Annotated in this window: 14 protein-coding genes; 8 read left to right on the top strand and 6 right to left on the bottom strand. The window is 41.6% G+C overall.

What is annotated here, in order from left to right:
* Nucleotides 1-182 precede the first annotated feature (182 nt).
* Nucleotides 183-3,392 carry an HD domain-containing phosphohydrolase gene (locus Q8W26_RS00275; protein ID WP_370694246.1) on the bottom strand — a complete coding sequence of 1,070 codons (3,210 nt, stop codon included), beginning with the start codon at nucleotides 3,390-3,392 and terminating at the stop codon, nucleotides 183-185.
* A 166-nt stretch (nucleotides 3,393-3,558) separates the two neighbouring features.
* Nucleotides 3,559-4,092, bottom strand: a complete 534-nt coding sequence (locus Q8W26_RS00270) for an FxsA family protein (RefSeq protein ID WP_101212717.1) — start codon at nucleotides 4,090-4,092, stop codon at nucleotides 3,559-3,561.
* Between the two features lie 165 nt (nucleotides 4,093-4,257).
* On the opposite strand from Q8W26_RS00270, the gene cutA reads away from it, so the two are divergent.
* From cutA to fre, 4 genes are all read left to right on the top strand, one after another.
* Entirely contained in the window at nucleotides 4,258-4,581 is a 324-nt protein-coding gene (gene cutA / locus Q8W26_RS00265; RefSeq protein ID WP_101212715.1) for a divalent-cation tolerance protein CutA, read from the top strand.
* The gene (locus Q8W26_RS00260; RefSeq protein WP_101212712.1) at nucleotides 4,578-6,332 is read left to right on the top strand and encodes a protein-disulfide reductase DsbD; all 1,755 of its coding nucleotides are present in this window, start codon (nucleotides 4,578-4,580) and stop codon (nucleotides 6,330-6,332) included. The genes cutA and Q8W26_RS00260 overlap by 4 nt, the downstream gene beginning before the upstream one ends.
* Before the next feature lie 87 nt (nucleotides 6,333-6,419).
* Complete coding sequence (ubiD, locus tag Q8W26_RS00255; RefSeq protein ID WP_101212710.1) at nucleotides 6,420-7,886, top strand: 4-hydroxy-3-polyprenylbenzoate decarboxylase; 1,467 nt, start codon at nucleotides 6,420-6,422, stop codon at nucleotides 7,884-7,886.
* A gap of 151 nt (nucleotides 7,887-8,037) precedes the next feature.
* Nucleotides 8,038-8,739 carry an NAD(P)H-flavin reductase gene (fre, locus tag Q8W26_RS00250; RefSeq protein WP_101212708.1) on the top strand — a complete coding sequence of 234 codons (702 nt, stop codon included), beginning with the start codon at nucleotides 8,038-8,040 and terminating at the stop codon, nucleotides 8,737-8,739.
* A gap of 71 nt (nucleotides 8,740-8,810) precedes the next feature.
* Here fre and Q8W26_RS00245 read toward each other — a convergent pair whose 3' ends face one another.
* The 3 genes from Q8W26_RS00245 to Q8W26_RS00235 form a co-directional block, all read right to left on the bottom strand.
* On the bottom strand, nucleotides 8,811-10,901 hold the full coding sequence (locus Q8W26_RS00245) for a TonB-dependent siderophore receptor (protein ID WP_101212706.1): 2,091 nt from the start codon (nucleotides 10,899-10,901) through the stop codon (nucleotides 8,811-8,813).
* Between the two features lie 133 nt (nucleotides 10,902-11,034).
* Nucleotides 11,035-11,325, bottom strand: coding sequence for a hypothetical protein (locus Q8W26_RS00240; protein WP_101212704.1), 291 nt, complete (start codon nucleotides 11,323-11,325; stop codon nucleotides 11,035-11,037).
* 77 nt (nucleotides 11,326-11,402) lie between these two features.
* A complete protein-coding gene (locus tag Q8W26_RS00235; protein ID WP_305471826.1) occupies nucleotides 11,403-12,722 on the bottom strand; it encodes an MATE family efflux transporter in 1,320 nt (439 codons plus the stop codon).
* Between the two features lie 27 nt (nucleotides 12,723-12,749).
* Here Q8W26_RS00235 and Q8W26_RS00230 point away from each other — a divergent pair, with 27 nt between their 5' ends.
* Together Q8W26_RS00230 and glpG are read left to right on the top strand one after the other, a co-directional pair.
* On the top strand, nucleotides 12,750-13,808 hold the full coding sequence (locus tag Q8W26_RS00230; protein ID WP_101212699.1) for a polysaccharide deacetylase family protein: 1,059 nt from the start codon (nucleotides 12,750-12,752) through the stop codon (nucleotides 13,806-13,808).
* A 10-nt stretch (nucleotides 13,809-13,818) separates the two neighbouring features.
* Nucleotides 13,819-14,658: a rhomboid family intramembrane serine protease GlpG gene (glpG, locus tag Q8W26_RS00225; protein ID WP_101212951.1), complete on the top strand. Its 840-nt coding sequence runs from the start codon at nucleotides 13,819-13,821 to the stop codon at nucleotides 14,656-14,658.
* 5 nt (nucleotides 14,659-14,663) lie between these two features.
* On the opposite strand, the gene Q8W26_RS00220 is transcribed toward glpG, so the two are convergent.
* Complete coding sequence (locus Q8W26_RS00220) at nucleotides 14,664-15,083, bottom strand: flagellar basal body-associated protein FliL (RefSeq protein ID WP_101212697.1); 420 nt, start codon at nucleotides 15,081-15,083, stop codon at nucleotides 14,664-14,666.
* Nucleotides 15,084-15,244: 161 nt separating this feature from the next.
* Between Q8W26_RS00220 and Q8W26_RS00215 the strand changes: the two genes are divergently transcribed.
* Nucleotides 15,245-15,838: a chorismate lyase gene (locus Q8W26_RS00215; RefSeq protein WP_370694245.1), complete on the top strand. Its 594-nt coding sequence runs from the start codon at nucleotides 15,245-15,247 to the stop codon at nucleotides 15,836-15,838.
* A gap of 8 nt (nucleotides 15,839-15,846) precedes the next feature.
* A complete protein-coding gene (gene ubiA, locus Q8W26_RS00210) occupies nucleotides 15,847-16,713 on the top strand; it encodes a 4-hydroxybenzoate octaprenyltransferase (protein WP_101212693.1) in 867 nt (288 codons plus the stop codon).
* Nucleotides 16,714-16,740: the final 27 nt, after the last annotated feature.

Below are 16,740 nucleotides of genomic sequence, written 5' to 3'. Positions count from 1 at the left end.
ACAATCACACTTGCATGCGCTATCGCACACCTGAACTAGAGTCCCTCGGGTTGATTGTATACACCCCGCTGTTGCGTACGCAATCAGTATTAACAATACGGGCATTATTCCCCCTCCAACACAATCTATTAACTGCGAGGGCATAAATATAAGTAGAGTAATAAAAATTATTATTACGACACTCAGGCCATAGCTATTGCTTGTTCTGGCTGACCTTTTTCAGCCGGTGAACGTAAGTATTGATTGATGTCTAACGCATCAATCTGACTTGGTGGTAGATACTCATTAGCATACTCAAGATAAATACCACTCGTTAAAAGTAATTCGAATACATCAATATCAATATGCTCATCAAGAGCCATCTTATGCAAAATATCAATAGCTACACTAATAGGTTTCGCTTTCTTGTATGGCCGATCTGCTGCTGTTAATGCTTCAAAAATATCACATACAGCCAAAACACGTTCTGGAACAGAAAGGTCTTCAGCACTCAGCCTTCTTGGGTAACCTGTTCCTTTTAATGTTTCATGATGAGTTGATGCGTAACGCGGTACTCTTGATAACTCAGGAGGTAATGGCAGTGCCTCAAGCATTTTGATCGTACTTATAATATGCTCATTAATTTTAAAGCGATCTTCAGCCGTTAAGGTGCCTCGAGTAATCGTCAAATTATGTAACTCACCTTGATTACTTAAATGCTCTGGCACATCCATTTTGATTTCGAATTGTTCTGGAAATACCATTGGCTCGGTTCTACTTACAATATGGTCAGGCTTATCCATCAATAAAGACTCTGTCACAGGTAATGAAACTGTTTTGCTTGATAGGCGGGCTTCTTCAACAGGTGATAATCCTAAGCTATCGTCAAAATTGCGTTGCCATGTAATCTCACTAAAGCTATGCAAACGAGCAATGTCTGTTTGCGACATAAATTCACCACCGACATTAGCTTGAGCGATAAAAGAAAAATCATCGCGTAAACGTTCACGCGTACGTTGTAACTGATCAAGTAATGACATTTCCAGCTGAGGTGCAATGCGAATCTGCTTTAAGTATTCAATCTCCGCATCGCGCCAGAGTACTTCAAAACGCATTCTGACCTCATGGATACGATTATAGATCACCTCTAACTTAGTCCCTTTATCAACAATATGTTCAGGGGTGGTGATTTTGCCACAATCATGCAGCCATGCTGCAATGGTAAACTCACGAATCTCCATATCATCTTTAAACGAAAAATCTTTAAACACGCCTTGAGAATCTTTAGAGGCCGCCTGCGCTAACTCGATGGCTAAATTAGGGATACGCGAACAATGACCGCCTGTATAACGTGACTTATCATCAATAGCCTGGCCAATAATTTTAATGAAAGCGTCCATAAGCTCTTGCTGCGAGCGTTCATGAGCTTGAATTGAGTTGGACATCTCAATCATTGATAAAGAGAGTTCCTCTATTTCACAAATCCTTGTTGGTTGATGATAAACCTGATCGAATTCACGCTGGTTAATCAACTTATTTTGTTTCGCTAAGCGACGTATAGGGTTCACAATAGGCGAAGAAAATAGCCATGAAAATGGTAACATCAGCAACAAGCACAACCCTGTAAACAAAATCGATAATTGAATTTCTTTTAAGCTCTCACCCAACACACTTTCAACGGGAACCATAGCAGCAAACATATCTTTATGTTCATTATGCCCAAGTAGCGATTGGGTATAAACGAAGTATTCTCGATCATTAATTGTCATTCTATTGAGCTGGTCGTGAAGCTCAGGCTGTGCCGATAATGAAATTAATGACTGATAAGGAACCATACTGGAATAGTTTTTTTTCGTCGTTTGTTGTGATTGATTAATTTGCCACTTCTCATCTAACTGGGTAAGCAGTCCAGGCTTTACATTAGCTAAAGCAAGATTAATTAACTCCAGTAACTCCGGGTGTTTCTCATTTACTAAAAAATGTAATGTGTTAGAAAAATTCATCGGTTGCAGCGTTAAACGGCTATGATATTGCACATCATCGATAAAAAATTGCTTGCCGGTTTGCTGTAAAATAAGCTGACTATCAATACCCGCATAAGCTTTTCCGTTTCGAACTACGTCAAAAACATCTTTAAGTTGTGCGACTTCAACAATATTAATGTCAGGGTAATGCTCTTTAATTAATGCTGATAACGACCACCCTTTAGCTATCGCCAAAGTTTTGCCTTTAAGTTGCTCAATACGGCCAATATTCTCAGCCCCCTTCAACGTAATAACCGACAAAGGTAAGTTTAAAAATGAGGACGATAACTGACCTAATCTTTGATTTTCTTTATTGAGAAAGACCCCTTGTAGAATATCCAGATCATCGCGTTCAAACATGGTTACTAATTCAGACCATTCATAACCATTTGTATACTCAAATCTTAATCCCGTACTCGCAGAGACAATCGACATCAAGTCTACGGCATAGCCTTGAGGTTTCCCTGAAATAGCAAAATCTATCGGTGACCAATCTTGAGAATTTGAAACTTTAAACAGCTGCTTTTTATCAATAAAAGCTTGTTGTTTTGGGGTTAACGCTAAGCGCGGCACCTGCAACATTGACTGTTCAAATGAGTCCACCAAATTGGACGCAATTACTTCGCCAGTTTCTTGATAAAGATAAATTTCTTCATCAGCCGACACTTGCTGTTGCTGGAGATAAGTTGATAATGATGATAATGCGATATCCACCGCAATAACGGCTGATGAATTAGGAAGCACTCTAGAATACGTCTGTCCTGGCGCTTGCAAATGTTGGAATAGATAAGGGGCTGTTTTATGCACCCTAGTAGGCTTCGCTTCTATGAACCATGGTCGTGTTGTTGGATCGTATTCACTCCCTTCAGCTTTAGCTACTCGAACATTAAAGTCTTGATCTAGGTAGGTGAATGTCCGCTTTCGTTCTTCCCCTTGCCCTAATACTGTAATTGTTACCCAGCGATCTTTCGGGCTAGCGTTTAAGCCCGTTCTAACCGCCAAACTAGAATTAAGATTAATCAGCTCATAAAAATTGCCATTTTCAAACGCAATATATGCAGCATAAAACGCAGGGTTACTTTGCATTGTTTGAGCAAATAGGTGCGGTGTTGTTTCTCCAACCCACTGCTCTTGTAACAAGTACGGGTAATTAGCTAAAGAGTTAACCGATTCAATCGCGCGAGATTCGTTATGCTCGATGTAGTCGCGCGTTTGGTTAGCCGTTTTATTGAAGTAATTTAGCGAGGTTTCTGTCGCCATACTTTTGCTAAAATGATATTGCAAGCCTATAGCGACGGCTGCGATTAATAAATTAGCAAAAACAAATACGGTTAAGACAGTAAACCTAATGGTCCACCTGACTTTAAGCATCCCCTTTAAAATATTCACAGAGCGTCCTTGTTCCTGGGATAAAGCGATAAGATTATCTTACTAATCTAACAAAGTTTGCCCAAAATTCAATCTATTGATTTAGTATAATAAAGACAAAAAAGGCCTGTTAATAAATAACAAGCCTTAAAGGGTTTTACATTAGATAACAAGAATATAGATGTTTTTAGTGCTTTGTCGATTGCTCATCATCTTTTGATTCTTGACGGTCTGAGTTTCCAAGATGGTGCTCGTGGTCTTTATTAGAGTACTCTCCGTCAATAATATCACCATCTTGTTGTGGTGGGTGTCCGAAACCACCTTGAAATGGTGACTGTCCATGGAAGCCACCACCAGACATGCCTTTAACTATCATTTTTGACAATAAGTAATTGGCAAATAATTTACGCGTCACAGGCGTTAATACTAATAGACCAAAAATGTCGGTTACAAAACCTGGCGTGACAAGAAGGACACCAGCTATAGCCAGCATCACCCCTTCGATGACTTCTTGGCCGGGCTGTTGGCCCTGTTGAATTTTCTGCTGCGCTGACATTAATGTTTGCAAACCCTGGCTACGCACTAAGGAGGCACCCACTGCCGCCGTTAAGATAACCAATGCAATGGTGGTCATTACACCCAGTTGTTCACCCACTTGAATTAAAATCGAAATTTCAATTATAGGTACAATGACAAAAATTAAAAATAAAGCAAATAGCACAAGAACCTCAACGTTAAGATGTTATCTTCAATCACTATTAAATCCTGTGATTTAATAGAAATCAAATGGTAGCTATAAATATGGGGATAAAGTTCGCAGATTCAATTGCGGTGAGACATAATTGACGAATTTTATTTGTAACATTAAATGTCTTTGGAGGTCGTAATGACTGGCTATATTCTGGTGAAATGTAACTGTCCCAACGAAAAAACAGCGCAATTAATTGCACAACAGGTAGTTGAACTAAAATTGGCGGCTTGTGTTAACATTCTTGGGGAAATGAAGTCAGTTTATTACTGGCAAGGAAAAATAGAACAGGACATTGAATTTCAATTGCAAATAAAAACGCATCAATCTCTGTTCCTAGCACTAGAGCAAAAAATTATCGAACTACATCCTTATGATGTTGCCGAAATTATTGCCTTACCTATTATTAACGGCAATCAAGCATATCTTGATTGGATAAGAGAAAATATAAAATCATCATGAAGCACATAATTACCAGCCTTTTGCTCTCTGTATTGAGCCTATTTTTTGTCGCGCCGACTCAAGCTAATGCCCTTACCGATCTATTTTCACAGCAGCCAAAATTTTTGCCGGAAGAGCAAGCTTTTCAACTAAACTTCGACCAAGCCAATAATAAAATTATTGTCCGATGGCAAATTGCAGATGGTTATTATCTCTATAAGGAAAAGTTTAAATTCACCAGTGATACGGCCACCATCACTGAGATAACGCTACCTAAAGGCTCTGATCACTATGATGAGTATTTCGGTCAGCAAGAAGTTTATTATCAAGAAGCTGTATTTTCATTTATTCCGACACCCAGTAGTCAAGAACATCAAATTACCTTAGCTTATCAAGGCTGTGCTGATGCGGGTTTGTGCTATCCACCTAGTACCAAGACACTCTATTTTGACCCGCGTTTTGTGACCACTAATACCGTTCAAGATCTACCACCCGCAGCCCAAGTACCGGAACAGGATTATTTAGCAGGCCTACTGAGCTCGGACTCATTACTATGGACCTTAGTGATCTTCTTTGGTTTAGGCATCGGTTTAGCCTTTACCCCATGTGTCTTTCCTATGTACCCTATTTTATCGGGTATCATCGTTGGTGCAGGCAATAAGTTATCAACACGCCAAGCCTTCGCACTATCATTTACCTATGTTCAAGGTATGGCATTGACCTATTCTGCATTAGGTTTGGTGGTCGCATCTTTAGGGCTACAGTTTCAAGCTGCTTTTCAGCACCCTATTTTATTGAGTGCCCTCGCCATATTATTCACTATCCTTGCTTTATCGATGTTTGGTTTGTTTAATTTGCAATTACCAAGCGCATGGCAAGAGCGACTTAATAGCCTCTCCAATAAACAACAAGGTGGACGCTACCCGAGTGTGTTTATGATGGGAATGATCTCTGGATTAGTTGCCTCGCCTTGTACTACAGCCCCTTTATCTGGTGCGCTGATATATGTCGCACAAACTGGCGATTTAGTATTAGGCTTCTTAACCCTGTATATCTTGTCACTCGGTATGGGCATTCCATTACTATTAATGGGAAGTTCAGGGGGTAAATTATTACCAAAAGCAGGCGCATGGATGGATGTCATTAAAGGGCTATTTGGCTTTATGCTCCTTTCTGTGGTCATCGTCTTGCTGGAGCGGTTCCTTGACCCAATCTGGGTCATGAGTGGTTGGTCATTATTAGCTATAGGCGTAGCGAGCTATCTATTGCACCACAATAAATCAACGGCGTTAAACATAGCTCATAGTATTCGCCATACTCTATGTTCGGTACTTCTTATCGCAGGCACAGTCACATTAATTAAACCTTGGTTGTTTGACGATGTCGCGGTGACACAGCAGCAACAAGAAAACGTTGAATTTATTCAAGTCAAAGGAATAGCACAATTAAACCAAGAGTTAGCCAAAGCAAAACAGCAAAATAAGCCAGTCATGCTCGATTTCTTTGCTGACTGGTGTATTGCATGTAAAGACTTTGAACATAAAACTTTTTCAGACCCATTAGTGAAACCATTATTAGAGCAAATGGTACTAATTCAAAGTGACGTAACAGCCAATGATGAGCTCGATATTGAGCTACAAGAAAAGCTCGGTGTATTAGGGTTACCAACGATCATGTTTTATAATCCGCAAGGTGTGGAGCAAAAACATTTACGTGTCGTTGGCTTTCAAGGACCAGAACAATTCAAAACAATGGTAGAGCAAGCGTTTTAGCAAAAAAAGTACTCATAAAACTAAATTTCATTCACGGATCAGGGTTTGCTACAATAATGTCAAATTATTGCTGGCAAGCCATGAACTATGAAATATAAAGATCTTCGTGATTTTATTGACCAACTTGAACAACTCGGTCAACTCAAACGTATTAAACAAGAAATCGATCCCTATTTAGAAATGACTGAAATTGGTGATCGCACCCTACGCGCCAAAGGCCCTGCTCTACTGTTTGAAAATCCTAAAGGTTATGATGTACCGGTATTAGCTAACCTATTTGGTACGACGGAGCGTGTTGCACTGGCAATGGGGCAAACCAGCACCGATGCATTGCGTGATGTTGGTGAGTTGATGGCTAAACTAAAAGAGCCTGAACCACCCCGCGGTATCAAAGATGCGTGGGATAAGCTACCAATGTATAAGCAAGTGCTTAACATGCCAAATAAACGCTTACGTAGCGCCCCCTGTCAAGCAATTGTCCACACTGGTGAGGATGTCGACTTAACCAAGCTACCAATTCAGCATTGCTGGCCAGGCGATGCCGCGCCGTTGGTGACTTGGGGGTTAACCATTACACGTGGCCCGCATAAAGAACGTCAGAATTTAGGCATCTATCGTCAGCAATTGCTTGCTAAAAATAAACTGATCATGCGCTGGTTATCACATCGCGGCGGAGCGCTAGACTATCAAGAATTTCAACAAACGAACCCGGGCGAACGTTACCCAGTATCGGTTGCTTTAGGGGCTGATCCTGCAACGATTATCGGCGCTGTAACTCCCGTACCAGATACGTTATCTGAATATGCTTTCGCTGGATTACTGCGCGGCAGCCGTACTGAGGTGGTTAAATGTTTAAGTAATGATCTTGAAGTGCCCGCTTCTGCCGAGTACGTCCTAGAAGGCTATTTAGAGCCAGGAGAAATGGCACCAGAGGGGCCATATGGGGATCACACAGGCTATTACAATGAAGTCGAAGAGTTTCCGGTATTTACCGTCACCCATATTACTCACCGGAAAAAGCCAATTTATCACAGCACCTACACTGGCCGCCCACCAGATGAGCCAGCGATTTTAGGGGTAGCACTTAATGAAGTTTTCGTGCCTATTCTCAAGAAACAATTCCCAGAAATTGTCGACTTTTACCTGCCACCCGAAGGTTGTTCATATCGTATGGCAGTGGTGACAATTAAAAAACAATACCCTGGCCATGCTAAACGCGTGATGATGGGAGTATGGTCGTTCTTACGTCAGTTTATGTACACTAAATTCGTAATTGTTTGTGACGATGACATCAATGCCCGCAGTTGGGATGATGTTATTTGGGCCATTACGACACGTATGGACCCGGCGCGAGACACCACCATGATTGAACACACTCCTATCGACTACCTCGACTTTGCTTCGCCAGTGGCAGGTTTAGGATCAAAGATGGGGATGGATGCTACCAACAAATGGCCTGGTGAAACAGACCGCGAGTGGGGGGAGCCAATCGTCATGGAGCAGTCAGTAAAAGATCGTATCGATGATATTTGGGATGAGTTAGACATCCTTTAGATGTTAATTATTCTCACTAAAAATCAACCACCACCTTACAAATACTAAAGGTGGTGGTAAAATCAATGTATTGCTCGCCATTAGGCTAGTACTCAATCCAGCGTTATTACGCTATATTTAAGCATAATCGTTTATATTTTAAGGTAATTTAATGTCAGAAATCAGATGTAGTGTTGAAACGCTTGAAGCGTTCAATGACTCAGTTTATCACGTGGTATTGCGTCCAGAGCAAAGCTTCTCATTCGCTGCCGGCCAATACTTAATGGTTAAAATGTCTGAAGATGACAAACGCCCATTCTCAATTGCTAGCGCACCGAGTGACGGCGAGTTAATTGAGCTACACATTGGCGCATCAGAAGTGCATAGCTACCCAATGCAAGTGATTGAACGTATGAAACAAGATGGCGAAATCACTATTTTAGCACCGCACGGTGAAGCACAGTTAAGCCATGATAACGAGTTACCAGTGGTACTTGTCGCTGGCGGTACCGGCTTTAGCTACGTTCGTTCAATTGTTCGTGAACTAGTCGCAACGCAGGATATGCGAGAGATCAGTGTGTATTGGGGCTGTAAGGACGCAGAGCACATCTACTTACTGGAAGAAATGGAAAAGCTAGCAGAAGCTCAGCCAAATATCCAATTCATTCCTGTCGTTGAAAACCCAAACAGCGAATGGTTAGGTGTAACTGGTCAAGTTCACCAAGCTGTATTAGCAGATTATGCCGACTTAAGTGGTTATGAAGTTTACGCCGCTGGTCGCTTTGAAATGGTTGGAGTGATTCGTGATGCATTCTTAGCACAAGGCATGAAGATTGAGCGTATGCACGGTGATGCGCTGCCTTACTTGAAATAGAGTATTATTATTTAGTTTTTCAAAAGCGAAGAAAAGTATTTTTCTCTTCTTCGCTTTCTTAAATTAAGCGTTTAAAATTGATAATCTAGCGCAATGTATGCATTACGCCCCATCGCGGTGATACGCTCCCCAACGGCTAACTCATTACCGTTAGCACGGTTTACCCCAGCTAGGTGAGCATTGTATTGCTTATCGAGTAAGTTACTGACCCCTCCACGCACTACTAACCCTGAACTGACGTAATAATCGAGTTGCCAATCAACAACCGCATAGCCTTTGCTCACGGTTTCTTGGTTTATCGCAGACACTTTATCTTGCTTATGATAAGCATGCAACGCTAAGTTTGTTTGCCAATTGTCGGCTTGATAAGCAAGGTTAACCCGTGCATTTAATGGTGTAATACGATAAAGGTTATCATTAATGTCTTCTCGTGTGCCGCGAACATAACTAGCAACACCCGACAGTTCAATAGCAGAGGTTAATTGATAAGCCCAGTTGATGTCAGCCCCGTATAAACGCGCATCAATATTATCGAACTGTAGCGGACTCATGTCGCCAGCCATCATGCCCGCAATCATTTTTACACGCATATCCGATGATGCTGAACCTTGAATATAATCATCAATACGATGATAGAAGAACTGCGGCGCAATTCTAAATGTATCATTATTAAAACTTAAGCCTAAATTGACTTGATAAGCCGTTTCTGGCGCTAGGCTAATATTACCAACATAAGTTTTGCCGTCAGCTAAACCACCTGTTGCTTGCATGGGTAGCCACAAATAACGTTCTTGATAGCTCGCTGCACGTTGCTTAACTGCAACGCCATAGCTTAATGTCATGTCTGTTGAGTATTGATATTGATTCGTTAACACCACATCAAAGGTCGTGTCATCAACCGAGCGATCGTTAGCATTAAACTCATCTTGCAGTGCTTTAACATTCGGGTTCATCATCGCCATCGAGCTCATGACCTCTGCGGCATCAGCATAGTTTTGCTTAACACGTAAGCCTACACGATAACTGTTCTTACCAACCACTGGAGACCACTGTGCAAATAACGAATGGCGCTGATTTTCAACCTGATTAAAGTTAACCACTTTAAACATCGCATTATTTGGGTTAGTAATTACCGAATCATGTTCGGCAGAAAACCCCTCAATACCAAATAACCATGCTTGATTTGATAACTCGACTTTATAATTCGAGGTTGTCGCTTCAGCAGTGTTGTAACGATGCATTGCAGACATCATGTTGGTGCGCTGGCTAAAATTATCCATGCCGTGAGTTGCATCTTGATAACCCAGTTGCCATTTAACTAACCACTCTTGTCCTTGCCACTCACCATCGTGATTGAAGCGATCAGAATCGATATAATCGATATCCATTGGCAAAGCTACAGTCCCTGAATTTAAGGTTTTAGTTTGATGCCAAGTTGCGCCAAGTACCACATCACCTTGTTCAGTACGTAAATCAATGCCGTTCTGACGTTTATCATAGTCACTAGATTTTATCGTTAGATCATCGCCATCTTGGTAGTTATCACCTTGTTGCTCACTAATATAGGCCATTAACCCAATATTATTATCGCTTACGTTGACACTCGCCGCTAACGTTGAGCCATCATTGTTGCTATTAAAGCTGGTCGCAAAGTCACCGGACAAATCAAAATCATTAGTCACATGAGCGCGCTTTAGTTTCACTTCAACAGCCCCCCCTAAACTATCAATACCACTGCTCACAGGGGCTATGCCTCGATAAACCGACACAGACTCAATCATCATCGGATTAATATAAGTCAGTGGTGCATCCATCGCATTAGGGCCAGCACCAACGATTTGATGGCCACCAATACGTTTGGCAACGCGATCGCCAAACAGGCCGCGATATTGTGCAATCCCAGTGACAGGGCCATTCTTATTAATATTGGCGCCGGGCACTGTTTTAAGCCAATCTGCCACATCAGGCTGAACCAAATTACCCTCCGCTAAAGCGTTGCCAGTTTGTGATAATTTTGGCGCCGTAACAGTGATCACTTCAATATTTTTCATCGAATCTTGCGTATCAACCGAGCGTTGTTCAGCAAGTGCAGTAGAGTTAACTAAGAAAGAAGAAACAGAACAGGAAACAGCAACAGCTAAAGAGAGCGGAGTTAACTTCATGGGGTATCCCTATTAGATAAATATAAAAAATAACTTAAGGATAGTGTAGGGCGTAAAGGGCTAAAATAAAGCGAAAACAAGGAAGTGCGACACTATGTCGCACTTTGCGTACTTTGACCGATTTAGAAAAGGGTTATTGCGTTTGTAGTTGGTATCGTTGCAGGCTAAATTTTGCAATCAGAGACATGCTATAAACGGCAGCCATCGCAGCGCCAAATAGCGCATAGAATATGAGGTCATCTTCTGCAGTGATCAATAAATCACATAGGCCCACTGCTGTTGCTCCTCCAAGTAAAAGCGCAGACTCCCTAAAGCAATGCTTCAACAACGCCAGCCAAGATTGGAACTCACGAGCAATAAAGTCAGCATCTTTAACACTATAAATGATGTACAGAAGAAAAAATGTTACCAGTGTAATAGTCATTACAAAAATATCCTTATAAAGTCCATGTCAATCTTGACAAGGTAAAGCCTATAGAAAAGAAACAAAAAAACAACACCTTAGTGATTGATTTCACGATAACACCAACTTAAGCTCACACCTCGCGTTAACATGAAACAAAAAAATGCTAGCCACAAACCGTGGTTATTTAAACTTGGAGACACGCTTTGACTCAAAAAGAGCACAACAAAGAAGACTGCCGCGGCAATGATCATGGTATTTCGCATCGCTTTGCCATTGGTTAAACCAATAAATACACCATCCATTAAAAACGATAGCCACGCAATGGCACAGATAGCGATCATCCACGGCAGATACTGTAATGTTGCCTGTTGCACTGGTTCAATTGTCGTCATGAAATTAATCCATAACTCTCCCCAAAGCCATAAGCCTAATGCAAAACAGCCACCGATTGCACCACAGAACACCGCACAAGAGAATACGACTTGTTGTAAGCGCTGACTATCTTTTTTGCCTTTAGCTTCCCCAACTAATGACTCTGCGGCATAGGCAAAACCATCTAAACCATAGGAAGCAAACATAAACATATTAAGTAAAATCGCATTCGCGGCAATGGTAACATCGCCAAGTTTCGCCCCTGTCACTGTCACCGCAGCTAAGCACAGTTGCAACGCTAGCGATCGAATAAAAATATCACGATTAAGTCCAACTAAGCGTTTAATCAATGCGGGCTGAACTTGTACCAAACGACGCCAAGCGAGCTGCTTAATAGTCGGTGAAATAATCCAGCACAACAATACCAAACCACAATAGTCAGCAATCACCGACGCTAGTGCAGCCCCAGCAACCCCCCACTCTAAGCCAACAACAAAGAAAAGGTCCAAAGCAATGTTGATAACGTTAATGGTAAATAACTGATAAACCACCCAGCGTACCTGTTGGCGAGCAACAAAAAAGCCGAGTAGCACCATATTAATTAATGCCGCTGGCGCTGAATATATTCGAATATCAAAATAGACCCCGGCATAGTGACTAACCTGTGAGCTAGCACCTGCTAACCACAAAGCACCTTCAATCAATGGTTGCTGTAAAATAAGCAGTGATAAAGCTAAAGCCATCGCAATAAAAATTGAATGGAAAAATAAGCGCCACGCTAATTCATTGCTACTATCGTCATTGGCAAAGGCTTGAGCCAATACTCCTGTGGTAGTCATGCGTAAAAAGCCAGCGAGCCAAAAGGTAATGCTAATAATCATGCTCCCTAGGGCAATACCCCCTAAGTAATAGGCATGCTCTAAGTGGCCAATCACCGCAGTATCAACCAAGCCTAGTAAAGGCGTAGTGATGTTTGATAAAATCATTGGCAGTGCCAACAGCAATAACTTGCGTTGGTTGGCAATGGAGGTGACAATGCTCACGGACTTATTTTCCTTCGAGGTTATTTTATGTGGTTAAAAAGCTTAGCTTTTATTATTGGCTTATTCGCGATGAGTACTCATGCAGCCGTGGTTTTACAATATCACCATGTCAGCGATACCACGCCAGAATCCACCAGTTTAACCGTACAACAGTTTCAACAACACATGGATTACCTTAAAGAAAATAACTTTAAGGTTTTGCCCCTATCAAAGATTATTAATGACTTAAGAAGCGGTAAAAAGCTGGCTGAAAAAACCGTTGCTATCACCTTTGATGATGGCTACGCCAATGTGCTAATCAATGCGGACCCCATTTTAAAGCAACTTCAATTTCCTTACACCGTTTTTGTCGCACCAAAAGAGATCTCTGCTAATCATCTTAATATGCTGACATGGGCACAATTAAAGGCCATGACCGATTCAGGTGTTGAAATAGCCAACCACAGCTGGGAGCATTTACACCTTAATCGGCAATTAACTGATGAAACTGTTGAACAATGGCAAGCTAGAATTAAACAAGATATCGAATCGGCTGAAGCTGAAATCATTAAACATACGGGTCATAACTTTAAGTACTTAGCTTACCCTTATGGTGAATATAACAGTGAACTACAACAATTGATTACTTCAATGGGCTTCGTTGGTATCGGACAGCACTCAGGGGCACTCGCTGCAACCTCAGATTTTAGTGCTTTACCCCGCTTTCCCGCTTCAGGGCGCTATGCCAACCTAAAAACATTGAAAGTTAAATTAAAGTCCCTAGCAATGCCCGTTACCAAGTTAGTCAACGCCAACCCACAGTTAGATCAGCACAGTGATAGCGAGCTAGCCAAACGACCGCAATTGACCGTCACTGTAAAAACAAAGGATTTATATAAACCCACATTAAACTGCTATATTTTAGGTGGTGCTGTTGCGCCACAATGGATAAATGAGAATACGTTCACCATTACTTCTGAGACGGATTTGCCCGCAGGACGCTCGCGTTATAACTGTACAGCACAGAGTAGAACCCAATCCGGATATTATTGGTTTTCTCAGCCATGGATAAACCGTAATGCCGATGGTAGTTGGTACGAAAACTAAGGGGTCACTTATGTTTTTTGTGGGTAATCTAGATAATGCACGTATGGCACAAGCATATATCGACTATATGATGGGACTGGATATCTACTGTACCCTTCAGCAAGAACCAGATACCGTATCAATCTGGGTTGATACCAGCTCAAAACAACAAGTCGCTGAGATAGAGTTTAAACAGTTCATAACAAACCCAAATGACCCAAAGTACCTCGCGGCTTCTTGGCACAATGCTAACCCACAAATTGATGTGGACCACAAAAATGCAAACCTATCGCTGCTAGTTGATTTTATTAGCCATACCGGACCTGTCACTTTATCGGTTTTCGTTATTTGTGTATTTGTATATCTCACATTTATGCTTGGTATACCGACACTCTATGAGGGACTGAGCTTTTTCCCTCACTTCGAGCTTGAAAGGATGGGACAAATATGGCGTTTGTTCACCCCTGCGTTATTGCACTTCTCCATTATGCATATTGTGTTTAATTTATTGTGGTGGTGGTATTTAGGGGGAAAGATTGAACAACAACTTTCGGCAAGAAAATTACTTTTATTGTTTATCTTAGCAAGTAGCTTACCCAATATCTTTCAGTATTATCTGACTGGACCAGCATTTGGTGGTTTATCTGGGGTGGTTTATGCTTTGGTGGGTTATTTCTGGTGGTCAGCTCGACTCAACCCTAAAGCAGGGCTTAGCTTACCCCCTGCTTATATAGTTTTCATGTTGTTATGGCTAGTGCTGGGGCTTGTGGATGCCTTTTCAGTGCCTGTAGCTAATGGGGCTCACTTAGGCGGATTACTCATTGGCTGTATCCAAGCGTGGTTTGATCGCGATAAACAGCGAAACCATTGAATAGTCTAATGATAAATATACTTAGTAAATAGCAGGCTTACCGCTAGCTCTTGCCCTGTCTCTTCTTTGAGTAAACGGTTAATCGTTTCAAAACAAAGTTCTCGAATCTCTGATTTACCCGTTGGAGATTTAACTTTTAGCTCATCTTGCTCACCTAAGACTTCAACAACCGCCGCTCTAAGCAACGGAGCGTGATGCTCAATGATCGCAATATGATCAGGGCTCGCCACCATAATCTCCATGGTAATACGTACATAGCCAATCTTCTTGCTTTGTTTGCTAATGTAGTTAGTTATTATGTCTGGCTCAAAGCCAAAATACGCATAATCTTTTGGTGCACCATCTTCAGCCTGTGCATGAAAACTGCTACTCAAACCACAACCTAATAGCATGATGAGCACCAGCATGTTGGTCAGCTTACGCATATTAATTACTCTCCAAACAGCAATTACACTTAATTTCTTTAGTAAAAGTTTGCTTAATGTTAAATCGAACTGAGGTTTTTAGCAATTATTTCCCTGAAATGACATGATTTTTAGACGCTGCTCAAGCATAATAGTTCGTCATTTTTTCAACTGTTAAGCTCGTGAAAACTATTAGCCCCGTGATCAACTCATCGTCTCTCACTCTCCCTTTTCCTAGTGGGTGTAATAACACATGGTATACCGCCTCAATGGCGCAAACAGCTCATTTAAACCCGAAATTACATGAATGGCTATTCGATAAGTCTTCGTTAACCGCAAGATTAAGCGAAGATACAACGCGATTTCAGGTACAAGTCTTGCGAGAAGGAATCGCCAAACTAGCCCCGCACGAACAATCATTTTTTGCTACTGATACTAACATGCATAGCCGTGAAGTTATTTTAATATGTGACGGTGTTCCTCAAGTGTATGCTAGAACATTAATTCCTGAAGAAACGTTAGCTTACGCTGACCATCAACTTGCAAAATTAGGTGCCACATCATTAGGCGCAGTGCTATTCCAATCACCCGAAATGACGCGCAGTGATATTGAAGCCACCTATTTTAACCCTGACTCAGCATTACACACATTAAGCCAGCAACTAGGGCAACCAACCCAAAAACGGTTGTGGGCAAGGCGCTCAATCTTTAAACTCGCGACTCACCCGTTAATGGTTGCAGAGTATTTTTTACCTGCCGCGACAGCATATAAATAAGGTCGATTATGTTTACTCAATCAGAGCTCAATGGTTTTAGTCAATTAATGCGGATAGAGAAACCGATAGGCACACTGCTATTATTATGGCCGACGTATTGGGCCCTCTGGTTAGCCGCTGATGGTATGCCTGATTGGCCCGTTTTAATTGTATTTACCTTAGGCGTCTTCTTAATGCGTTCAGCAGGTTGCGTGATTAATGATTATGCCGATCGTAAAGTTGATGGTCATGTCGAGCGCACATCTCAGCGCCCTTTGGCCACAGGAGTTGTTACAAGTAAGCAAGCGCTGCAACTATTTTTCATATTACTTACCATCGCCTTCTTGTTAGTATTAACCATGAACTCATTAACCATCGGCCTATCATTCGTTGCCGTTGCGTTGGCGGCGACATATCCGTTTATGAAACGCTACACTCACTTACCACAAGTAGTATTAGGGGCCGCATTTGGCTGGTCTATTCCGATGGCTTTTGCTGCCCAAAGTAACGACCTCCCAACAATTTGTTGGTGGTTATTTGCCGCTAATTTAGCATGGACTGTGGCTTATGATACCTATTACGCAATGGTTGACCGTGAAGATGACATTAAGATTGGTGTTAAATCAACGGCCATACTATTTGGCCGTTACGATTTAGTGGCGATTGCTTTATTGCAGTTAATTACGGTACTTTGCCTGTTGAAAGTAGCGAGTTTAGCGGCATTAACCTGGCCGTTTTATCTCGCTATGACACTTTGTATTGGTTTATTCATTCATCAATACCAACAAGCTAAAACACGTGAGCGCGATAAATGCTTTCAAGCTTTCATTCAAAACAATCGGATTGGCACTGTTTTATTTATCGGTATCATTGCTCACTATTTATTATTGGCATAATAAATAGTAGTAAGAATAGTACGGCAT

It is taken from the genome of Psychrobium sp. 1_MG-2023, from assembly GCF_030689115.1.
Lineage (GTDB): Bacteria > Pseudomonadota > Gammaproteobacteria > Enterobacterales > Psychrobiaceae > Psychrobium.
The sequence above is the reverse complement of the archived record's forward strand: the minus strand, read 5'-3'. Positions and strand labels throughout refer to the sequence as shown.

Bases quoted from the DNA above. Each gene is read 5' to 3' on its own strand.
- cutA (WP_101212715.1), top strand. From the start codon at position 4,258: ATGACTGGCTATATTCTGGTGAAATGTAACTGTCCCAACGAAAAAACA.
- Q8W26_RS00260 (WP_101212712.1), top strand. From the start codon at position 4,578: ATGAAGCACATAATTACCAGCCTTTTGCTCTCTGTATTGAGCCTATTT.
- ubiD (WP_101212710.1), top strand. From the start codon at position 6,420: ATGAAATATAAAGATCTTCGTGATTTTATTGACCAACTTGAACAACTC.
- fre (WP_101212708.1), top strand. From the start codon at position 8,038: ATGTCAGAAATCAGATGTAGTGTTGAAACGCTTGAAGCGTTCAATGAC.
- Q8W26_RS00245 (WP_101212706.1), bottom strand. From the start codon at position 10,901: ATGAAGTTAACTCCGCTCTCTTTAGCTGTTGCTGTTTCCTGTTCTGTT.
- Q8W26_RS00240 (WP_101212704.1), bottom strand. From the start codon at position 11,325: ATGACTATTACACTGGTAACATTTTTTCTTCTGTACATCATTTATAGT.
- Q8W26_RS00230 (WP_101212699.1), top strand. From the start codon at position 12,750: ATGTGGTTAAAAAGCTTAGCTTTTATTATTGGCTTATTCGCGATGAGT.
- glpG (WP_101212951.1), top strand. From the start codon at position 13,819: ATGTTTTTTGTGGGTAATCTAGATAATGCACGTATGGCACAAGCATAT.
- Q8W26_RS00220 (WP_101212697.1), bottom strand. From the start codon at position 15,083: ATGCGTAAGCTGACCAACATGCTGGTGCTCATCATGCTATTAGGTTGT.
- ubiA (WP_101212693.1), top strand. From the start codon at position 15,847: ATGTTTACTCAATCAGAGCTCAATGGTTTTAGTCAATTAATGCGGATA.